The sequence below is a fragment of the Alcanivorax sp. genome, assembly GCF_014762765.1.
In the GTDB taxonomy this organism is placed as follows: Bacteria; Pseudomonadota; Gammaproteobacteria; order Pseudomonadales; family Alcanivoracaceae; genus Alcanivorax.
In genome coordinates this window covers 3639-23272 of record NZ_JABURH010000177.1, presented here as the reverse complement: position 1 = coordinate 23272, position 19634 = coordinate 3639, and the positions used below count along the sequence as shown (strand labels likewise).

Annotated in this window: 15 protein-coding genes; 11 read left to right on the top strand and 4 right to left on the bottom strand. The window is 59.5% G+C overall.

Annotated features, from left to right (window positions below):
• Window positions 1–249: 249 nt before the first annotated feature.
• The 3 genes from HUJ17_RS12940 to HUJ17_RS12930 all read left to right on the top strand — a co-directional run bounded on the left by HUJ17_RS12940 (window position 250) and on the right by HUJ17_RS12930 (window position 4290).
• Window positions 250–1041, top strand: a complete 792-nt coding sequence (locus HUJ17_RS12940) for a TatD family hydrolase (RefSeq protein WP_290511081.1) — start codon at window positions 250–252, stop codon at window positions 1039–1041.
• Window positions 1038–2375: a DNA recombination protein RmuC gene (rmuC, locus tag HUJ17_RS12935; protein ID WP_290511080.1), complete on the top strand. Its 1338-nt coding sequence runs from the start codon at window positions 1038–1040 to the stop codon at window positions 2373–2375. The genes HUJ17_RS12940 and rmuC overlap by 4 nt, the downstream gene beginning before the upstream one ends.
• 280 nt (window positions 2376–2655) lie before the next feature.
• A complete protein-coding gene (locus HUJ17_RS12930) occupies window positions 2656–4290 on the top strand; it encodes a serine protease (RefSeq protein WP_290511079.1) in 1635 nt (544 codons plus the stop codon).
• Here HUJ17_RS12930 and HUJ17_RS12925 read toward each other — a convergent pair.
• Together HUJ17_RS12925 and HUJ17_RS12920 are read right to left on the bottom strand one after the other, a co-directional pair.
• Entirely contained in the window at window positions 4246–5097 is an 852-nt protein-coding gene (locus HUJ17_RS12925) for a hypothetical protein (protein WP_290511078.1), read from the bottom strand. The two genes, HUJ17_RS12930 and HUJ17_RS12925, sit on opposite strands and share 45 nt — an antisense overlap.
• A 36-nt stretch (window positions 5098–5133) precedes the next feature.
• Window positions 5134–6240, bottom strand: a complete 1107-nt coding sequence (locus HUJ17_RS12920) for an aminotransferase class V-fold PLP-dependent enzyme (RefSeq protein WP_290511077.1) — start codon at window positions 6238–6240, stop codon at window positions 5134–5136.
• A gap of 198 nt (window positions 6241–6438) precedes the next feature.
• On the opposite strand from HUJ17_RS12920, the gene HUJ17_RS12915 reads away from it, so the two are divergent.
• Both HUJ17_RS12915 and HUJ17_RS12910 read left to right on the top strand, forming a co-directional pair.
• Window positions 6439–7074: a TetR/AcrR family transcriptional regulator gene (locus HUJ17_RS12915; RefSeq protein ID WP_290511076.1), complete on the top strand. Its 636-nt coding sequence runs from the start codon at window positions 6439–6441 to the stop codon at window positions 7072–7074.
• Window positions 7071–7622 carry a DUF1285 domain-containing protein gene (locus HUJ17_RS12910; RefSeq protein ID WP_290511075.1) on the top strand — a complete coding sequence of 184 codons (552 nt, stop codon included), beginning with the start codon at window positions 7071–7073 and terminating at the stop codon, window positions 7620–7622. The genes HUJ17_RS12915 and HUJ17_RS12910 overlap by 4 nt, the downstream gene beginning before the upstream one ends.
• Window positions 7623–7765: 143 nt before the next feature.
• Here HUJ17_RS12910 and HUJ17_RS12905 read toward each other — a convergent pair whose 3' ends face one another.
• A complete protein-coding gene (locus HUJ17_RS12905; protein WP_290511074.1) occupies window positions 7766–9478 on the bottom strand; it encodes a bifunctional protein-serine/threonine kinase/phosphatase in 1713 nt (570 codons plus the stop codon).
• A gap of 35 nt (window positions 9479–9513) precedes the next feature.
• A complete protein-coding gene (locus tag HUJ17_RS12900) occupies window positions 9514–10983 on the bottom strand; it encodes a NarK family nitrate/nitrite MFS transporter (protein ID WP_290511073.1) in 1470 nt (489 codons plus the stop codon).
• 322 nt (window positions 10984–11305) lie between these two features.
• On the opposite strand from HUJ17_RS12900, the gene nirB reads away from it, so the two are divergent.
• The 6 genes from nirB to HUJ17_RS12870 form a co-directional block, all read left to right on the top strand.
• Window positions 11306–13834 carry a nitrite reductase large subunit NirB gene (nirB, locus tag HUJ17_RS12895; RefSeq protein WP_290511072.1) on the top strand — a complete coding sequence of 843 codons (2529 nt, stop codon included), beginning with the start codon at window positions 11306–11308 and terminating at the stop codon, window positions 13832–13834.
• A 2-nt stretch (window positions 13835–13836) separates the two neighbouring features.
• The gene (gene nirD, locus HUJ17_RS12890) at window positions 13837–14181 is read left to right on the top strand and encodes a nitrite reductase small subunit NirD (RefSeq protein ID WP_290511071.1); all 345 of its coding nucleotides are present in this window, start codon (window positions 13837–13839) and stop codon (window positions 14179–14181) included.
• 22 nt (window positions 14182–14203) lie between these two features.
• Window positions 14204–15436 (top strand): FAD-dependent oxidoreductase, encoded by a 1233-nt coding sequence (locus HUJ17_RS12885; protein WP_290511070.1) that lies wholly within the window; start codon window positions 14204–14206, stop codon window positions 15434–15436.
• A complete protein-coding gene (locus HUJ17_RS12880) occupies window positions 15433–18045 on the top strand; it encodes a nitrate reductase (RefSeq protein WP_290511069.1) in 2613 nt (870 codons plus the stop codon). Before HUJ17_RS12885 ends, HUJ17_RS12880 begins: the two co-directional genes overlap by 4 nt.
• A 195-nt stretch (window positions 18046–18240) precedes the next feature.
• Window positions 18241–19245 (top strand): alpha/beta hydrolase, encoded by a 1005-nt coding sequence (locus tag HUJ17_RS12875; RefSeq protein WP_290511068.1) that lies wholly within the window; start codon window positions 18241–18243, stop codon window positions 19243–19245.
• Window positions 19246–19435: 190 nt separating this feature from the next.
• Window positions 19436–19634 (top strand): hypothetical protein (locus HUJ17_RS12870; protein ID WP_290511067.1); only part of this gene is annotated, 199 nt, incomplete at its 3' end.

Below are 19634 nucleotides of genomic sequence, written 5' to 3'. Positions count from 1 at the left end.
TCCCTGGAATCCGACCGTCCTACCCATACCATGTGACAGGCTTTTACCACAGAGGCCACAGAGCTCACTGAGGAAGAAGCATTTTCTTGGTCGTTATGATCTGTGGCGGTGGAAGCTGACGGCGTGGTATTGCACGACAGAATCTTTCCGGTCCTAGTGCTTTTACTCAGTGAGCTCTGTGCCCTCTGTGGTAAAACATCCACCGTGATGCCTGCTACAATGCCCGCGTTTGTCATGCTGGAGCATTGAATGTCTGACGTCGCTTTTGTGGATTCCCACTGCCACCTGGATCGCCTCAATCTGGATGCCCATAACGGGGACTTTGATGCCATGATGGCCGCTACCGCCGAGGCGGGCGTCAGCCATATGTTGTGCATCGGTGTGGATCTGGAAAGCTTTCCCGATGTACAGGCGCTGGCCGAACAACATGATCATGTTTACGCCAGTGTTGGCGTGCATCCGCTCTACAAGGAATCTCGCGAACCCCAGGTCAATGAGCTGGTGGAAAGGGCGGCGCATCCCAAGGTGGTGGCGATTGGCGAAACCGGGCTGGATTACTTCTACGCCAAAGAGCAGCGGGACTGGCAGCAGCGCTATTTCGTCGCTCATATTCAGGCAGCGAGGGAGACCGGTCTGCCACTGGTGATCCATACCCGTGGCGCCAAGGACGATACCCTGGATCTGCTGCGTGAACACGGCCAGGGGCAGGTACGCGGCGTACTGCATTGCTTTACCGAAGACCTGGACATGGCACAGCAGGCCATCGATATGGGGTTTTATATTTCCATCTCCGGCATTATCACGTTCCGCAATGCCGAAACCCTGCGCGAAACCGTCAAGGCCCTGCCGCTGGAGCGTCTGCTGATCGAAACAGACTCCCCCTGGTTGGCGCCGGTACCGTTCCGCGGCAAGCCCAATGAGCCCCGCTATGTAGCCCAGGTGGCAGAGTGTGTGGCGGGGCTCAAGGGCATCGGCGTGGACGAACTGGCGCGCATTACCCGCGACAATTTCTTTACTCTCTTCAACAAGGCGCAACCATGAATCCGAATCTGATGCTGGGGTTGGCCGCCTTGGGTGGTGCGGTCTTTGCGGCGCTGCTGGTGCTGTTGTTCGAACGCCGCCGCAGCGCTGGCCGGGAAGCAGAGCTGGTGGCCCAGAAGCAGGCGCTAGCGGAGCCGCTGGCCCAGGTGCCGCTGCTGCGTGAGCAGCTGGAAACCAGCCAGCGCCGTCTGCAGGACAGCGAGTCCCGACTGCAGCAGCTGGCCTCGGACAAGGCGCGGCTGGAAGAGCGGCTGGCCGGCCAGGAAGAAAAACTGACCTTTGCCGAGAAGAGCCGCGAACAGCTAAAGCAGGAATTCGAAAACCTGTCCGCTCGGATTTTCGAGCAACGAGGCAAGCAGCTGCAGGAACAGCAGCAGCAAGGGCTGGACGGCATGCTTAAACCGTTCCGTGAGCAACTGGCGGACTTCCGCCGCCGCGTCGACCAGATCCACAGTGACGAAACCCGGGCCCAGGCCTCCCTGATCGAGCAGCTGGGCCAGCTGCGCAGCCTCAACCAGCAGATGCACGAGGACGCCCGCAACCTTACAGATGCTCTGAAAGGGCAGGTGAAGACCCAGGGTAACTGGGGGGAAATGATCCTCGAGCGGGTGCTGGAATCGTCCGGGCTGACCCGAGGGCGCGAGTATGAAACCCAGGTCACCCTGAAAGACGAAAGCGGCCAGCGGCGCCTGCCCGATGCGATTGTTCATTTGCCCGAGAACAAGGACGTAGTGATCGACGCCAAGGTATCCCTGGTGGCCTATGAGCGGTTGTCATCGGCCTCCACCGGTGAAGAGCGGGAACAGGCCCTGCGCGATCACCTGATGTCCCTGCGCAGCCATATCAAGGGCCTGGACATCAAGGATTACAGCGGCCTGGAAGGGATCCGCAGCCTGGACTTCGTACTGCTGTTCATTCCCATCGAAGGCGCCTTCATGGTAGCCATGGAGCAGGACTCCAGCCTCTACACCGATGCCTTTGCCCGCAACATCGTGCTGGTCAGCCCAACCACCTTGCTGGTGACGTTGCGCACCATCCAGAACATCTGGCGCTATGAGTACCAGAACCGTAATGCCCTGGATATCGCTGCCCGTGCCGGCAAAATCTGTGATCAGGTGTCTTTGGTCACGGAATCCCTGGAAGACGTGGGTGACAAGCTTGCCAAGGCAACATCGTCCTGGGAGCAGACTCACAAACGCCTTACCAGCGGTAACGGTAACCTGCTGCGCCAGGCGCATCAGTTGAAGGACCTGGGTGCCAAGGCGCGACGCAACCTGCCGCAACCAGATGACGAGGATGAGCCTGAAGAGGTGCAGGACGGCGGTGCCGACTGAAAGGTTAGTCGGACAATGCGGCGTGAATGTTGTAAAAGCTTGCCGTGATATAAATTGTTTTGCATTATAAAAATATGCAGTAAAAACAAATGCAAAATGACGCCATATGTCGTTAAAAGCGACAAAAATAGCAACAAAATGACTGGGCTCGACGGTCATTTTTCGTGATCTTCTGGTACCTCGGTGCCATCATTCCAATATCAGAACCAGGTCACAGGTATAAGACAAAATCCTTAGTTAGTATCCGTTGCGTAACGAAACGCTAACTGAGGGTAATTTTATGTATCGTTTGATGCTCGCCTTGCTGCTGGGGGCTGGTCTGATTCAGACGGTATCGGCGTTGGAAGCCCAACCCCGGGTGATCGGGGGACAGGATGTCACACAGGTGCGGCCGTGGATGGCCGAGGTGGAAATCAGCCGTTCCGGCAATCCCGATAATACCGCGACTCTGTGTGGCGGCACCCTCATCGCTCCTCAATGGGTGCTTACTGCCGCTCATTGTGTAGACAGCGTTGAGGCAGACATGCTGTTTGTTTCCCTGGGCAGTGTTAACCGCACGACAACGCAAGCCCCGGAGCAATTGGCAGTTACCGAACTACAGGTACATCCTTCCTACACTCCCGTCCACTTTCAGAATGATTTGGCGTTGCTAAAACTGGCGACACCCAGCCGTTTCACGCCACTGGATATGGCCAAGCCCCACATCGTCACCGAGTTGGCGGCAGGGAGTCACGACGAAGTTCTGGAAGTACTGGGCTGGGGCTCAACGTCTCCGGATGGTTTTGCGCTCACCGAAACCTTGCAAAAAGCGGATCTGGACTTCGTGTCGCCAGGCTACTGTGCCAGCCAGTGGAGTAATCTCACCGGCAACCAGATTTGTGCCGGCGAAATGAACCCCCAGGGCCAGAAGCAGGATTCCTGCCGTGGCGATAGTGGCGGGCCGCTGGTTTATCGCAAGGATGACCAGCAGTGGCTGGTCGGTGTCACCAGCTACGGTCACCAAACCTGCGCCACGGACGGTGTGCCTGCGGTCTATAGCCGCGTGGATCGATACCTTCCCTGGCTGGAAGAGACCACCTCCGGCGGGCTGGTGGATCTTCAGACCGAAGGCCTGAACGGTGATCAGTACCGCAACACGTCTAGCGCGGTGACCCTGTATCCGCGCATTGCCAACACCAGTACCCGCAATGATGCCCGCAATGTGGGACTGCGTATCGAGCACCAGCCAGGCCTGTCTGTGTCGGTACCGGGCCTGTCCTGCCGGACCTACACAGGCTACACCGATTGTCGAAACAGTCTGTTCCTGGCATTGGGACAGACCAGCGCCACCTATGCTGTGACCCTGAAGGCTTCGTCCCGCTGGGTGGATCAGGTGCGAGTCAGCCCGATCAGCGACTCTTACGACTATTTCAGTCTGCGCAGCGAAGCGTTCAATCTGGTATTCAGTAACGAACCGGATGTGGTGCTCAGCCTGACCACCAACCGCGGCAGTGATGGCCATGTCCGTGTCAGTGCCCTGGTGCGCAATGCGGCAACTCATCAGACAGCAGCGCGGGTGCGACTGGGCTTCACCCTGCCTGCAGGGTGGGAAACCGTTGAACTACCGAGCAACTGCAGTGGCAGTCGCAGTGTTCAGTGCGGCCTTGGGGATCTGGGGCCGGAGCAGTTTGTGGCCCAGCAATTGTTGCTTTCCGGTGAGGGCTATGACCCCATGACCGTGCAGGTGTGGACCGATAACGGTGACTTTCCTGCCGGCGACAGCAAAGCGTATACCCGTCCCGCGCAAGCTCGTAGCGCCAGCAGCGGTGGTGGCACTACGGCAGGCACTGATAGCGGTGGCGGTGGGGGTGGCAGTCTGTCGTTCCTGGCGTTATTGGGGTTGGCTCTGGTTGCCGCTCGACGGTTCCACCAGTGACAGATGGCGCTGGCGCTCCGGCGCCAATGCGCCCTGATTGCCTTTCCAGGGCACCGCATCCATGCCCTTGGGAATTTCCGCCAGCTGGAACGGCGCCTTGATAATCTCGAAGTAGGGCGAGTGATCGAAATCCGCAGCGGTGATGGCTCGCGGTTGCAGCCGCAGCAGGCGGCTGCCGGAACGGTCTTCTTTCACCAACGGCAGCACTGGAAATTGCACGAAGCTGAAGGCATCTGCAACCACGGTGCCAGTCAGTGCCCGAGCCAACTCCCCGGCCCAGCGACGGAACAGGCCGATGCGCCAGCGCAGCGGTAACCACCGCCAGGGCATCAGGGTCAGCAGGGCCAGCGCTCCCCAGGACTGGCTGCCACCAGCGCCGATGCGGCTGATGGCGTAGCGCAGTACGTCCTGGGCTTCATTGTCGCTCAGTCCCTGGGCGCGGCAGACACGGATCTGCCGGCCTTCCAGGGCAGACAGAGGCTCCACGATCAGGCCCCGTTCCAGCCGGGCATCAATCACCAGTTGGGTATCCGGTTCGCAGGGGGTGTAATCGGCCAGCAGGGCACGCAGGGGAGGGTCTGCCACGTCATGAAGTCGGCCGATATAAAGCACGGCCCGGGCAAAGCGGCTGTCGCCGATCACCTTGAAAGTGCGGTCCACACTACTGTGGCCGGCCACCAGCAGCACATCACAGGGCTTGAGTACTGTGCGCAGGCTGTCCAGGTCGGCACTGGGCTGGCCACTGAATTGCTCGTCGCGTTGCAGGCGGCGGCAGATCCATTGGTAAAAGGCCAGTTGTCGACTCATGTGGACTCCGTCTGTGAAAAAATGAGGATCTGGAGCTTACAACAGGGCCAGTGTCCGGTCGATGACCGAATAGTCGGTATAGAAATGTGGCGAAAAACGCACCCCGCCACCCCGTTCGGCACAGACTACCCCGGCCTGGCGCAAACGCTGGAAAGTCTCTGACGGCGCTTCCCCGGGAAGGGTAAAGGTAACAATGCCGGCCCGGTGCTGCCGGTCCGTGGGGCTGAGCAGGGCGGCACCCCGTTCCTGCAGACCATCGATCAGTCGCTGGACCCGCTCCTGCAGGGCGTCGGCCACCTGGGTCATGCCTTCCTCTTCCAGCAGGGACAGGGATGCCTCCAGGGCATGGGCGCCGAGCATGTTGGGGCTGCCGCATTCGAAACGACGGGCATTATTGGCCACTTGCCAGTCGGTGGTGGTGTAGTTGCCGGCATTGGCCACCATATGCCAGCCGTGCTGACGCAGGGTCAGTTTGTCCTGTACTGCCTGTCTGCAGTAGAACAATGCCAGCCCTTCCGGGCCCAGCATCCACTTGTGGCCGTCGGCCACCACAAAATCCGCCTGGGCCTGTTCGGCCGAAAAGGGCAGGGCACCGAGGATCTGGATGGCGTCCACACAGAACAGGATGTCCCGTTCCCGGCAGGCGGCGCCGATGGGCGCCATGTCCATCAGCAGGCCGGTGCCATATTGCACGGCGGACAGGGATACCAGTCTTGTTCGCGGCCCCATTGCCTCAATCACCGCCTGCTCCGGCTGCGGCGTATCCAGGCTTACAGCGATCACTTCCACGCCCTGATCCGCCAGAGCTTCCCAGGGTATGCGGTTGGAGGGGAACTCCTGATCGCTGATCACAATCTGGTCGCCGGCCTGCCAATCAATACCCTGGGCAATCACCGACAAGCCCTCTGAGGTGTTTTTCAGCAGGGCGATTTCATCGATGCTGACCCCGCCAATCAGCCAGGAAAGCCGCTCGCGCAGGCGCTGCTCCACTTTCAGCCAATGGGGGTAATCACGGGCACCGATCTCACAATTTTGGCGGGCGAATTCCGCTACCGCATCACGGGTGCGAGCAGGCCAGGGCGCTACCGCCGCGTGGTTGAGATAAAGCAGGTCTTCACGGTGGGGAAATTCCGGGTGAGCCATGATGCCTCCGTTAACAGCTACAAGCTTCAAGCTACAAGTTGCAACGCGGGAGGGTGTGGTGGCAAGTATATAGCGCCGTGGCCGCGTTATTTACCATAGCAGCATTTGCAGCGTGGACCTTGCGGCATGCTTATAAAAAGGGAATACGTTAGAATTGCGACTGTTGAGTCCGGCTTCACGTCCGCCAAGGAGAAATAGATGGGTGACCTGGAAAAAGCCACGCGCAAGGCGCAGGAATTTCGTCAACGGGAGCGCCAGATTCTGGATGCAGCCCTTGAGCTGTTCCTGGAAGAGGGCGAAGACCGTGTGACCGTGGAAATGATTGCCGACCGGGTCGGTATCGGCAAGGGCACCATCTACAAGCATTTCGAGACCAAGAACGAGATTTACCTGCTATTGATGCTCCGTTACGAGGAGGATCTGGCCGAGGTATTCCAGACCATTTCCGGCGGCGATGACAAGGAACGGCTGGCGCGGGAATATTTCCGTTTCCGGATCAGCGACCCCAAGCGTTACCAGTTGTTCGATCGCCTTGAGAACAAAGTGATCAAGGACCATGCCCTGCCGGAACTGGTGGACAAGCTGCATCGCATTCGTGAGGCCAACTTTGCCCGCCTCACCGATATCGTCAAGGCGCGCATTGCAGAAGGGTCACTGGAAGACGTGGACCCAATCTATCATATCTGCTCCGCCTGGGCGCTGGCCCATGGTGCAGTGGCGCTGATGGAATCACCATTTTACCAGAAGCTGATCGACGACAAGGATGACTTTCTGGATTTCCTGATCGAGATCGGCATTCGCATGGGCAACAAGGGCCAACGGGGGCCACGATGAAACAGGCGGAGGAACTGCTGGCGCTGCTGGAAAAGGCAGACAAGGATGAAAGCGGCCTGCCACCGGTACACCAGTGGAAGCCGGAACGGCATGCGGACATCGACATGCGCATCGCCCGGGATGGCACCTGGTACTACCAGAACTCACCCATCCAGCGTGAACGTATGGTGGCGTTGTTCTCCACCATTTTGCTGCGCGAAGGCGATGACTACTTCCTGATCACCCCGGTGGAAAAGCTGCGCATCCAGGTGGACGATGCCCCCTTCGTCGCCACCGAAGTGCAGCGGCTGGAAGAGGGCGGCACGAGCAAACTGGTCTTCACCACCAATGTGGGCAGCCATGTGGTAGCAGGCGAAAAGCATCCCCTGCGCGTGGAAACCGACCCGCAAACCGGCGAACCGTCACCATATCTGCTGGTACGGGAAAACCTGGAAGCCCTGATCGGCCGTTCTGCGTTTTATCAGCTGGTGGATTGGGCGTTTGAGGAAGAGGGGAAGCTGTTTGTGGAGAGCGATGGTCAGCGCTTTGAGTTGGGAAGCCTGGGGTAATTGATAATTGAGAATGGATAATTGATAACTTCGCGAGAAACTCCTTCGCATCTTAACGCAAAGAGGCCGCGCCCAATGTTGGGCGCGGCCTCTTTGCTTGAAAACCAGAATAACCCTGATCGCGCGTTATCAATTATCCATTCTCAATTACCCCTCATTGTAATGCTAATCAACAACAACACCACCAGCACAATACTGATCCCTTTCCAGATCCGTAACTGCCGGATGTCATTGTCGACCGCCGGTTTGCTGCTGCGTAACGGGCGACGTAGGGCGTCGCGGAATTCGGCGGCATCGGTGAAGCGTTGTTTGGGTTGGTGTTGCAGGGCGATTTGCAGCACGTTGTTGATCCACAACGGGACAAAGGCGTTGTGGCCCTGCAGGGGTGGCAGGGGGCGATGGGCGGCTTTTTCGTAGCGGCCCTGCCAGGGCAGGGAGCCGGTAAGCATTTCATGGATGATCACCGCCGCAGAAAACAGGTCGCTCTGTTCGCTGGGCGCGGCGCCATCCACCAGTTCCGGGGCGGTGTAATCCCGGGTACCCAGGGGTATACCCGCATTGTGTTGCTCCATGCCACGACAATGGCAACTGCCGAAATCCACGATGCGGACCAGACCGTCGGTATCCACCATGATGTTATCCGGCTTCAGATCGCCGTGAATCACATCGGCTCGGTGCAGGGCACGGATACCGTTGAGTAACTGATCCGCCAGATACAGTTTTTCTTCCACCGCCACATCCGGATGTTCTTTCAGCCACTGTTGCAGCGTCACGCCGTCGATGAACTCCAGGTGCTGGTACAGGCAGCTGGGGTTGTCCGGCAAGGGCAGGGTGCGTAGTAGATGTGCATTGCGCAGGCGCTGGCCCACCCAGCCTTCCATGACAAACCTCTCCAGCGAATCCCGGTCGTCTTCCAGATTCACCGACGGTGTCTTGATTACCGATTGCTTGCCACTTTCATCTTCCACCAGATACAGGTGGCTGCGCACGCTGGCATACAGTTCCCGTTTCACGGTGAAGCCGTCAACCCGGATGCCGGGGCTCAGTGGTGGCGGCAATGGCAGGCTGCCGCGCTGGCGCAGGGCTTCGTCGGCGCTGGCGTCAGGCAGACCATCCACCTGCAGCACCTGGCAGCTCAGGTTGTCATCGCTACCACTGGCCAGGGCCGCTTCCACCAGGCTGCGGGCAGCCACTTCCGGCTGGCCACTGGCACGCACGATGCCCTGCATGCGCGAACGGGACAAGAAACCATGCACACCATCACTGGTAAGCAGGAACACATCGCCCACCTGTAAGTCGCTGCTGCTGTAATCCACGTCCAGACGGGTATCGCCACCCATGACCCGGGTGAGAACCTGGCGGTTGTCACCGATCATGCGGCTGTGGTCCCGGGTGAGGCATTCCAGACGTTCATTACGCAGTCGCCAGATACGCGAATCGCCCACCTGGAACAGGTGGGCGGTACGCGAGCGCAGGATCAGCAGGGACAGGGTGCACAGGTGGCTTTCCCCGGCCAGTGTCTGCCGGCACAGCCAGCGGTTCAGGGCTTCCAGTACCCGCTGCGCGGAGCGAGGGACGCTCCACAATGATGGCGTTGCATAGTAGTCATTGATAAAGCCGAGTACACAGGATTCCGCTGCTTCCCTTGCCGCACCGGCGCTGGACAAGCCATCGGCCAGGGCAGCGACAATGCCCTTGGTACGCAGCAATGGGCCTTCGGGAATCTGCATGGCCAGGGCATCCTGGTTGTGCAGTTTGGGCCCGGCATCACTGTACTGGCCGATGCGGACCTGCGGGTGCAGGTCCGGCTCGGGTGCAATGGCCGGTGCCTCGGCCGTGACGTTGGCAACATCCATGATCAAAACTCCTGTGTATGACCTGCCGATAACACTCAGCCCACCTCAATGAGCTGAACGTCGCCTTTTTCGTCGATTTCCGCAATGTGGCCTTTCGGCTCATCCAGAAACTGCACGGCGGCCAGAGCCACGGCAGCACTGGCGGCAATCACCAGGAAGAAGGTGGATGGCTCCACAAAAGTCAGAATGGTCAGGAAGATCACTGCACCCGCATTACCGTAGGCGCCAACCATGCCGGCAATCTGCCCGGTGAGGCGGCGCTTGATCAGCGGCACGGTGGCAAACACGGCACCTTCACCTGCCTGTACGAAGAAGGAACAACACATGGTGGCAATCACCGCCAGGGCAATGGGCCAGCTGCTGCCGATCTGGCTCATCAGGCCGTAACCCACCATCAGCCCGCAGAGCAGGATCGCCAGGGATTTCTTGCGCCCGAACTTGTCGGATACCCAGCCACCGCCGGGGCGGGCAACCAGGTTCATAAAGGCATAGCCGGAGGCCAGCAGACCGGCAGTGACTGCGCTCAGGCTGAAGGTATCGGTAAAGAACAGCGGCAACATGGATACCACCGCCAGCTCGGAACCAAAGGTCACCATATAGGCCAGATCCAGAATCGCCACCTGCTTGAAACTGTAGCGGTCGTGTTCGGGCACGCCTTCCTTCAGATGGTCACGATTGACTCGCCAGGCCTGGCCAAGCTGTACCGCGGCCAGGCTGATGATCAGGGCTGCCAGCAATATCTGTGTAGTCTGGCCGAACAGATTCAGGTTGGTGGGCCCCAGGCGCCAGACGATCACCAGCAGTGCGATGTAAAGCGGCAGGCTCATGGCCAGGTAGAAGAACAGGTCTTTCTTGCTGCTGACTTCCAGAGCGCTGGCTTTTTTCGGCTTGAAGTAGGATGCGCCCTGGGGGGTATTACGTGCCCGCCACAGGAAGAAGATGCCATAGACAAAGGCCACCGCACCGGTGGTGGCAATGGCCCAGCGCCAGCCATCATCACCACCGTAAAGCAGCGCAAGGGACGGCAGGGTGATCGCAGCGGCGGCGGAACCGAAATTGCCCCAGCCACCATAGACACCTTCGGCGAGGCCCACTTCCCGGGCCGGGAACCATTCGCTTATCAGGCGGATACCCACCACGAAGCCGGCACCCACAAAGCCCATCAGCAGACGGGTCACCGCCAGCTGTTCATAGGTAGTGGAAAGCGCAAACGCCCAGCAGGGGAGTGCGGCCAACATCAGCAGCGAGCCAAACACCAGTCGCGGGCCGAAGCGATCCACCAGGGAACCGATCACCACCCGGGCAGGGATGGTCAGCGCCACGTTGAGAATCAGCAACGCCTTTATCTGTTCGGGGGTAAGGTCGAAGGCGTCCCGTAAATGCCCCATTAATGGCGCATGGGAAAACCACACAACAAAGGTAATAAAGAACGCCAGCCAACTCAGGTGCAACAGGCGGATACGTGGCGCGGACAGGTTCAACAGATTCAGCTTTTGATCGCTCATGACTTCTCCATGCATGGGCGGTTAACGACAGCCTGATCAGAGCAACTCCTGTGCCACCTTGCTAAGTGACTGTTTTCAATGAAGTAAAAGTGAATTAAACGGAGGGCGAGCAATAACTGTGCGCAAATCGGGAGCGTTTATGGGTCATCTCGGTGCACGAAAAAATGCATTTTTCTCGTGCACGAACGCATTAAAAGAAAGCAGGGTTTCTGTGGTTATTTCCCGGAAAACAAAATAAATCCATTAAAAATAATGAGTTAGCAAGTTGGCACAGGGCTTGCTCAGTGATGGGTGTCAGTCATGCACCGCGAGGGTGAGCCTTATGGCAAAGCAACAACTTCTACTTATTGGTCACGGCATGGTGGGCCAACGTTATCTGGAGTCTCTGGTGGCCCAGGGTGGCCGCGAGCACTTCGACATTACCGTACTGTGTGCCGAGCCGCTGCCGGCCTATGACCGAGTGGGGCTTACCAGTTATTTTACCGGCAAGACCGCCGACGACCTGTCGCTGGTGCCTGAGGGTTTCTTCGCCGAGCACGACATCACGCTGAAACTGAATACCAAGGCTGATGTCATTGATCGTGTGGCACGCACCGTGACCACCAATACCGGTGAGACCCTGGGTTACGACAAACTGGTGCTGGCCACCGGTTCCTATCCGTTTGTGCCGCCGATTCCGGGCAACGACCGGGACAACTGTTTCGTCTACCGAACCATCGATGATCTGGATGCCATTATTGCTGCCAGCAAAGACGGCAAGGTTGGTACCGTGGTGGGTGGCGGCCTGCTGGGTCTGGAAGCGGCAAAGGCCCTGCATGATCTGGGCCTGCAAACCCATGTGGTGGAGTTCGCGCCGCGTCTGATGGCCGTGCAGGTGGACGACTTCGGTGGTGGCCTGCTCAAGGACAAGATCCAGGAGCTGGGTGTCACCGTGCATACCAGCACCGGCACCAAAGATATTGTCGACGGCGAAAGCTGCAAGCACCGCATGAACTTCGGTGAAGACCAGTACCTGGAAACCGACGTCATCGTGTTCTCCGCCGGCATTCGTCCTCAGGATGAACTGGCTCGCGCTTGTGAGCTGGAAATCGGCGAGCGTGGTGGCATTGTCGTGAATAATCACTGTGTCACCTCCGATGACAGCATTTATGCCATCGGCGAAGTGGCGCTGTGGGAAGGTCGCATCTTCGGTCTGGTGGCGCCCGGCTACCAGATGGCAGAGATCGCCGCCGAACACCTGATGGGCAAGTGCGAGCAGCAGTTCACCGGTGCCGACATGAGCACCAAGCTGAAACTGATGGGCGTGGACGTGGCTTCCATCGGCGATGCTCATGGCAACACCCCGGGTTCACGCAGCACCGTGTTCATGGATCAAACCGCCGGCATCTACAAGAAGGCGGTGATCAGTGAATGCGGCAAGAAATTGCTTGGTGCGGTTCTCGTGGGGGACGCCAACGACTACGGCAACCTGCTGCAACTGTGCCTGAACGAAATGGATCTGCCCGGTGATCCGGCAGCACTTGTGGCGCCGGTTTCCGATGGCGCGCCCCTGCTGGGTGCCGATGCCCTGCCGGATACCGCGCAGATCTGTTCCTGTAACAACGTCTCCAAGGGGGATCTGTGTGCCGCCATTGATGGTGGCGCCATGACCGTGGGCGACCTGAAATCCTGCACCAAGGCTTCTGCTACCTGCGGTGGTTGCTCGGCGCTGGTGAAACAGGTGCTGGACAGCGAACTGGAAAAACGTGGCGTGGAAGTGAACAACCACCTCTGCGAACACTTCCCGTATTCCCGCCAGGAAATTTATCACCTGGTACGGGTAGGGCAGATCACCACCTTTGACGAGTTGCTGGAAAAACACGGTAGCGGTGAAGGCTGCGATATCTGTAAGCCCACCGCGGCCTCTGTGTTTGCGTCCTGCTGGAACGATTATGTGTTGAACAAGCCCCACGCGGGCCTGCAGGACACCAACGATTATTTCCTCGGCAACCTGCAGCGTGACGGTACCTATTCCGTGGTGCCCCGAGTGGCCGGTGGTGAAATCACCCCGGACAAGCTGATCGTACTCGGCGAAGTAGCCAAGAAATACGATCTCTATACCAAGATCACCGGCGGTCAGCGGGTGGATCTGTTCGGTGCCCGCGTGGAGCAGCTGCCGGATATCTGGCGCACTCTGGTGGATGCCGGCTTTGAAACCGGTCACGCCTACGGCAAGTCCCTGCGTACCGTGAAATCCTGCGTGGGCTCTACCTGGTGTCGCTACGGGGTGAAGGATTCCGTGGGCACTGCCATTCAGGTGGAAGAGCGTTACAAGGGCCTGCGTAGCCCGCACAAGATAAAGATGGCCGTCAGTGGCTGTACCCGTGAATGTGCCGAGGCACAGAGCAAGGACGTGGGTGTGATCGCCACCGAGAAAGGCTGGAACCTTTACGTCTGCGGTAATGGTGGCATGCGTCCGCGCCATGCGGATCTGTTTGCCTCGGATCTCACCGACGAAGAGCTGATCAAAACCATTGACCGCTTCCTGATGTTCTACATCAAGACTGCCGATCGACTGCAGCGCACCAGTGTATGGCTGGAAAACCTGGAAGGTGGTCTGGATTACCTGAAGCAGGTGATTCTGGAGGATTCCCTGGGCATCGGTGCCGAGCTGGAAGCGGAAATGGCACACGTGATCGACACCTATCAGTGTGAGTGGAAGACCACCATCGAAGACGACGAAGCAGTGAAACGTTTCAAGCATTTCGTCAACGATGACAGCGCCGACGACAACCTGAAATACGTGCGCGAGCGTGGCCAGCGTCGTCCGGCCTTTGAGCATGAACGTATCGAACTGGTCGAGGAGGCATGAGCATGAACAGTTCCGTAGCCGTGCAATGGAAAGCCGTATGCAAGCTTGATGATGTACTGCCGGGCACCGGGGTGGGCGTACGCCTGCCCGGTCGCCAGGCGGCCCTGTTCCGCACCCGCGATGGCAGTCTTTATGCCCTGGATAACCGCGACCCGTTCAGCCAGGCCAATGTGCTGAGCCGTGGCATCCTCGGGTCGCTGGGCGACAAGCGCGTGGTGGCATCACCGATCTACAAGCAGCACTTCGATCTGGAAACCGGCCAGTGTCTGGAAGACGAAGAGGTCTCCCTGACGGTGTATCCGGTACAGGTAGAAGGCGACGTGATCAAACTGGCCATCCCGGCCTGAATACCGCAAAGGCGATGCAGTAATGAAGCGACTGGTGGTAATTGGTAACGGCATGGCGGCATGCCGCCTGCTGGAAGAGCTCACTCGCCTGGCACCGGATCTGTATCAGATCACGGTGGTGGGGGAGGAGCCCTTTGCCGGTTACAACCGGGTCATGCTGTCGCCACTGCTTTGTGGCGGCACTGATGAAAAGACCATTACCACCTATCCCCACCAGTGGTATCGCGAGCGGGATATTCGTCTGATCACTGGTTCCCCGGTGGTGGCGATTCATCGCCATCGTCGTCAGGTAATCACTGCGGCGGGCCATGTGCTCGATTATGACCGCCTGTTGCTGGCTACCGGCGCAGCCCCACGTCAGTTACCAGTGGACGGTGTGGCATTGCAGGGCGTCATGAGCTTTCGTGATCTACATGACGTCAGGACTCTGTTGTCGCTTCCGACCGCCCGAGTGGTGGTCGTGGGCGGCGGCTTTTTAGGCCTGGAGGCGGCCGATGCGCTGGTGAAACAAGGCCACGATGTGACGCTGGTGCACAGCCGCGGTCACCTGCTTAACCAGCAACTGGATGAAGCGGCGGGCCATCGCCTGCAACAGGATCTGGAGGCTCGGGGTCTGAAATTTGCCATGCAGGCGCGCACCCAATCCATCGAAGACAACGGGCAGGGCGCGGTTGCGGCCGTTCACCTTGCCGATGGACAGCGCTTGCCCGCGGATTATGTGGTGCAGGCGGTGGGCATCGTGCCCCGCGCTGAGCTGGCCGCCCAGGCCGGCCTCACCGTCAATAAGGGCATTCGCGTGGACGATACCCTGCAAACCTTCGACCCTGCCATCTATGCCATCGGCGAATGCGTGGAGCATCGCCAGCGCACCTTCGGGTTGGTGGCGCCCTTGTATGAGCAGGCATCTGTGTGTGCCAGCCACCTGGCCGAGCTGGGTCATCGTCGTTATCTGTATGCGGACACCGCCACGCGGCTGAAAATTTCCGGTATTGATCTGGTGTCTTTTGGGGATTTTTCCGGCGATGGTGAAACCCTGCAGCTGGCGTTGCCCGGTGGTTATCGTCGCCTGCAAATTCGCGACAATCGCATCATCGGTATGGTGCTATATGGCGATGTGGCCGAAGCCCCTTTCTACGAAACCCTGTGGCGGAACCAGGCCGATATCAGTGCGGTGCGCGCCACCCTGTTACTGGGTGAGGCCTTCTGCAACCTGCCCGGCGATGGCGGCGACAAGCAGGAGGAAATTGCCGCATGAGTATTTGCACCACCTGTCCTTACTGCGGCGTGGGCTGCGGTATCAAAACCGATGGCATCGCACTGCAAGGCGACAAGCAGCACCCGGCCAATGCCGGGCGTCTGTGCGTGAAGGGTTCCTCGGTACTGGAAACCCTGGGTGATCAGGATCGCCTGTTGCAGCCGGAAGTGAACGGGGAAGTGGTGTCCTGGGATCATGCCCTGAGTGAAGTGGCCGACCGTTTTCGTCGTATCGTCGATGAGCATGGCCCGGATGCGGTGGCATTCTACGTGTCCGGCCAGTTGCTTACCGAAGACTATTACGTGGCCAACAAACTCATGAAAGGGTTTATCGGCAGCGCCAACATCGATACCAATTCCCGCCTGTGCATGAGCAGTGCAGTGGTGGCCCACAAGCGGGCGTTTGGCGAAGACGTGGTACCCGGTTGTTACGAAGACCTGGAGCTGGCGGACCTGGTGATTCTCACCGGTTCCAATACGGCCTGGGCGCACCCCATCGTCTATCAGCGCATTGCCGCCGCCAAACAGGCGCGTCCGGACATGAAAGTGGTGGTCATTGATCCCCGCCGCACTGCCACCTGTGATCTGGCCGATCTGCATCTGCCCATTCGTCCGGGGCAGGACGTGCCCTTGTTCAACGGCCTGCTCACCTGGTTGGATGATCACAACGCACTGGACCGTGACTATATCGATGCCCATACCGACGGTTTCGACGCCACGCTGAACACGGCACGTAACCAGGGAAATGACTGGGCAAAGCTGGCCGAGCAGATGGGTGTCAGCAAGGTAGACCTGACCACCTTCTACCACTGGTTTGCTGCTTGCGAGCGTACAGTCACAGTGTTTTCCCAGGGTGTTAACCAGGCCCGTAACGGTTCTGATCAGGGCAATGCCATCATCAACGCGCATCTGGCCACCGGCCGGGTGGGCAAGCCCGGTGCCAGCCCGTTTTCCATCACCGGCCAGCCCAATGCCATGGGCGGTCGCGAGGTGGGTGGCCTGGCCAATCAACTGGCCGTGCATCTGGATATCGAAAACCCGGAACACCACGCAGCCGTTGCCGATTTCTGGCAGACCGACACCCTGGCCACCGAAAACGGCCTCACCGCAGTGGACCTGTTCAATGCGGTGGAAAGCGGCCAGGTCAAAGCGGTGTGGATCATGGCCACCAACCCGGTGGACTCCCTGCCGGAAGCGGATCGGGTACGCCATGCGCTGATGGCCTGCGACACCGTGGTGGTGTCCGACTGCGTGGCCAGCGGCGACACCCTGGCCTGTGCCGACATCCGCCTCCCGGCGCTGGGCTGGGGGGAAAAATCCGGCATGGTCACCAACTCCGAACGGTGCGTGTCCCGTCAGCGGCCTTTTGTGAAAGCTCCCGGCAACGCAAAAGGGGACTGGTGGATCGTCACCGAAGTGGCCCGTCGCATGGGCTACGCCTCCGCGTTCCCCTATCAGCACGAACACGAGATTTTTGCCGAGTACTCGGCGCTCACCGCATTGGCGGGCAGATTTGGCAAGCGGCTGGATATGACCGCTGCTGCGGACCTGAGCGCCGACCAGTATGAACAGTGGCAGCCGCAACAGTGGCCACTGCAAGGGGAGCCTCGCTGCTTTGGCGACGGACACTTCGCCACGCCGACTGGCCGTGGCCGTTTCGTTGTCTGCGAGAACCCCAAGGTGCATCAGATTGGTGATGCCTTTCCGGTCATTCTCAACAGCGGCCGTATTCGCGATCAGTGGCACACCATGACTCGCACCGGCCGCGCCGGGCGTTTGTTTGCCCATCTGAGCGAACCCTTTGCGGCACTGCATCCCAAGGATATTGAACGTTACCGACTGAAGGAGGGCGGCTTCGTGCGCCTTTCCAGTAAGGTCGGTGACGCCCTGGTGCGGGTAACCAGTGATGCGGGGCAACGCCCTGGCACTGCGTTTATGCCCATGCACTGGACCGATCAGTTTTCTCGCCGTGCCCGGGTGGATGCCCTGGTACCGGCACGTCTGGATCCGCATTCCGGCCAGCCGGCGTTCAAACACACGCCGGTCAACGTCAGCGACTGGCAACCCCGCTGGCATGGCTGGTTGTTCACGGCGGCGCCCCCGCCCGCCGTGGAGTACTGGGCCCGAGTTCCCGTCGATGCATTCTTGCAGGCGGGCCAGGTACAGCGCTATCGGCTGGCTGGCGATGCGGACCTAACCGAACAACAGCTGCACGACTGGCTTCCCGACGCTGCTCAGTGGCTGGCACTCAACGACCCCGCCACCGGACACTTCCGCCGCGCCGCCCTGGACAGCGAGGGCCGGCTGCTGGCCTGGCTGGCCATTGGCGAAGAATTGCCGCTATGCGATGTGGAGTGGTTGGCAAACTGTTTCGCCGACGAGGCTGAAACCCAGCACCTGGCGTTGCTGGCCGGCCAGCCTGTGGATGCCGGCCCGGACCTGGGGCCAGTGATCTGCAGCTGCTTCCAGGTACGTCAGAAAACTATTGAAAGCGCGGTGGAAGAGGGCGCGGACAACGTGGAAGCCATCGGCAAGTGCTGCCAGGCAGGCACCAACTGCGGCTCCTGCATTCCGGAACTGCGTGGGCTGCTGGAAACCTGCAGCGTTTGATCCTCCTTCAAACAATTATTGACGGGGCGCACGGAACTGCGTGCATTACTTCGCAACGCTCTGTTCCTGAAAAAATGAAATTGAAGGCGGTGCTGATCTGTTTCGCACGTTTCTACATTCTCCGTCTTCCTGTCACCTTGCCCGTATCCCGATCAGCGCTTAGTCTCGAAGCAACGGTTTCGATGCGGCGCATCCATGACGAATAACAAGACACATCATCCAGCGTTAAGCTGGCAGGGCAGGGCCGTCAATGCGGTGGCCAAGGGCATGGTCAAACCGGTGATCAGCCGGCTGAAATTTTCCCGCCGTTTCATGAAGTTTTCCCAGCTGGGTTTCGATGCGGTGACCTTGGCGTTGCCGGTACCGTCCGACGTGCATATTGCCCGGGCGCAAGTGGGCGGCGTGCCCGGGGAATGGTTGATCACCGGTCGGCGGGTGCGCAGCAACCGGGTGGTGTTGTACTTCCACGGTGGCGCCTATTTTTTCGGCTCTCCCCGTTCCCATCGGGCCGTCACCTGGCGGCTCAGTCATTACTGTCGCGCCAAGGTCCTGGCGCTGGATTATCGGCAACCGCCTGACTGGGCGTACCCGGCACCGCTGGAGGATGCGGTACGCGCTTACAAAGCGCTGCTGGAGACGGGTTACAGCAGTGAGCATATTGTCTTCGCCGGTGACTCTGCCGGTGGCAATCTGGCACTGGTTACCTTGTTGCGGTTGCGGGAGCTGAAACTGCCGTTGCCTTCATCGGCGGTGCTGATAAGCCCGTGGGGAGATCTTACCTGTTCCGGTGACAGCATCCGCGACAATGCGGACAAGGAACCGTTGATTCCTCTTGGTGCCCTGAACTTTGTCTCCGCGTCCTACTCCCGTGGGTACGATGCGGCGTCTCCCATGCTGTCGCCGGTATTCGCAGATTTCACCGGCCTACCACCATTGCTGGTACAGGTGGGCAGCACCGAGCTGCTCTACAGCGATGCGGTGCGTATCGCCAGGCAGGCTGAAGACGCAGGCGTCGATTGCCAGCTACAGGTGTGGGAGCGCATGCCCCATGTCTTCCACGCCCTGGCGGCGTGGCTCCCCGAAGCGGGGCAGGCCCTGCAGGAAATCGGCGCCTTCGTCCATGGCCATCTCAACGACCGGGATCGTGACAGCCATGTGCGTGCCCGTGCGACGGTAATTGGCGGGCAGGGTTCGCCGTAGAAACTGTAAAATTGTTATCAAAGGTAGCCCTGACCAGGGTTCAGACACGCTTTCGTAACGCTGGCTACGCTTGCTTACAGTCCACCAACTTCCTTGCTCTACAGCAGATTGCACATCCCTTCCATAGTCGCTGATGCCAGTCTCCCTTTGGAGGCCATAACGACGACAAAGTACGATGGAGGGGTTCATCTTGGCTAATCAACTCAAACTTCTGGTAGGCAGCAGCGCCCTGGCGGCTCTGCTGACGGCCTGTGGCGGCGGAGGCAGCAGTTCAGCGCCTGCCGATTCCAGCCCGGCCGCCCGCGCCCTGCCTCCGGAAATCGCAGAGATCATCGACGATCAGAACGAGCTTACCGATGCCTTGTGTCCCGGCGCGTCCGGCGATGCAG

Excerpts from the sequence above, each read along its gene's own strand:
- HUJ17_RS12930 (WP_290511079.1), top strand. The coding sequence starts at position 2,656 with ATGTATCGTTTGATGCTCGCCTTGCTGCTGGGGGCTGGTCTGATTCAG.
- nirD (WP_290511071.1), top strand. The coding sequence starts at position 13,837 with ATGAACAGTTCCGTAGCCGTGCAATGGAAAGCCGTATGCAAGCTTGAT.
- HUJ17_RS12880 (WP_290511069.1), top strand. The coding sequence starts at position 15,433 with ATGAGTATTTGCACCACCTGTCCTTACTGCGGCGTGGGCTGCGGTATC.
- HUJ17_RS12910 (WP_290511075.1), top strand. The coding sequence starts at position 7,071 with ATGAAACAGGCGGAGGAACTGCTGGCGCTGCTGGAAAAGGCAGACAAG.
- HUJ17_RS12900 (WP_290511073.1), bottom strand. The coding sequence starts at position 10,983 with ATGAGCGATCAAAAGCTGAATCTGTTGAACCTGTCCGCGCCACGTATC.
- HUJ17_RS12915 (WP_290511076.1), top strand. The coding sequence starts at position 6,439 with ATGGGTGACCTGGAAAAAGCCACGCGCAAGGCGCAGGAATTTCGTCAA.
- rmuC (WP_290511080.1), top strand. The coding sequence starts at position 1,038 with ATGAATCCGAATCTGATGCTGGGGTTGGCCGCCTTGGGTGGTGCGGTC.
- HUJ17_RS12905 (WP_290511074.1), bottom strand. The coding sequence starts at position 9,478 with ATGGATGTTGCCAACGTCACGGCCGAGGCACCGGCCATTGCACCCGAG.
- nirB (WP_290511072.1), top strand. The coding sequence starts at position 11,306 with ATGGCAAAGCAACAACTTCTACTTATTGGTCACGGCATGGTGGGCCAA.
- HUJ17_RS12920 (WP_290511077.1), bottom strand. The coding sequence starts at position 6,240 with ATGGCTCACCCGGAATTTCCCCACCGTGAAGACCTGCTTTATCTCAAC.
- HUJ17_RS12940 (WP_290511081.1), top strand. The coding sequence starts at position 250 with ATGTCTGACGTCGCTTTTGTGGATTCCCACTGCCACCTGGATCGCCTC.
- HUJ17_RS12875 (WP_290511068.1), top strand. The coding sequence starts at position 18,241 with ATGACGAATAACAAGACACATCATCCAGCGTTAAGCTGGCAGGGCAGG.
- HUJ17_RS12885 (WP_290511070.1), top strand. The coding sequence starts at position 14,204 with ATGAAGCGACTGGTGGTAATTGGTAACGGCATGGCGGCATGCCGCCTG.
- HUJ17_RS12925 (WP_290511078.1), bottom strand. The coding sequence starts at position 5,097 with ATGAGTCGACAACTGGCCTTTTACCAATGGATCTGCCGCCGCCTGCAA.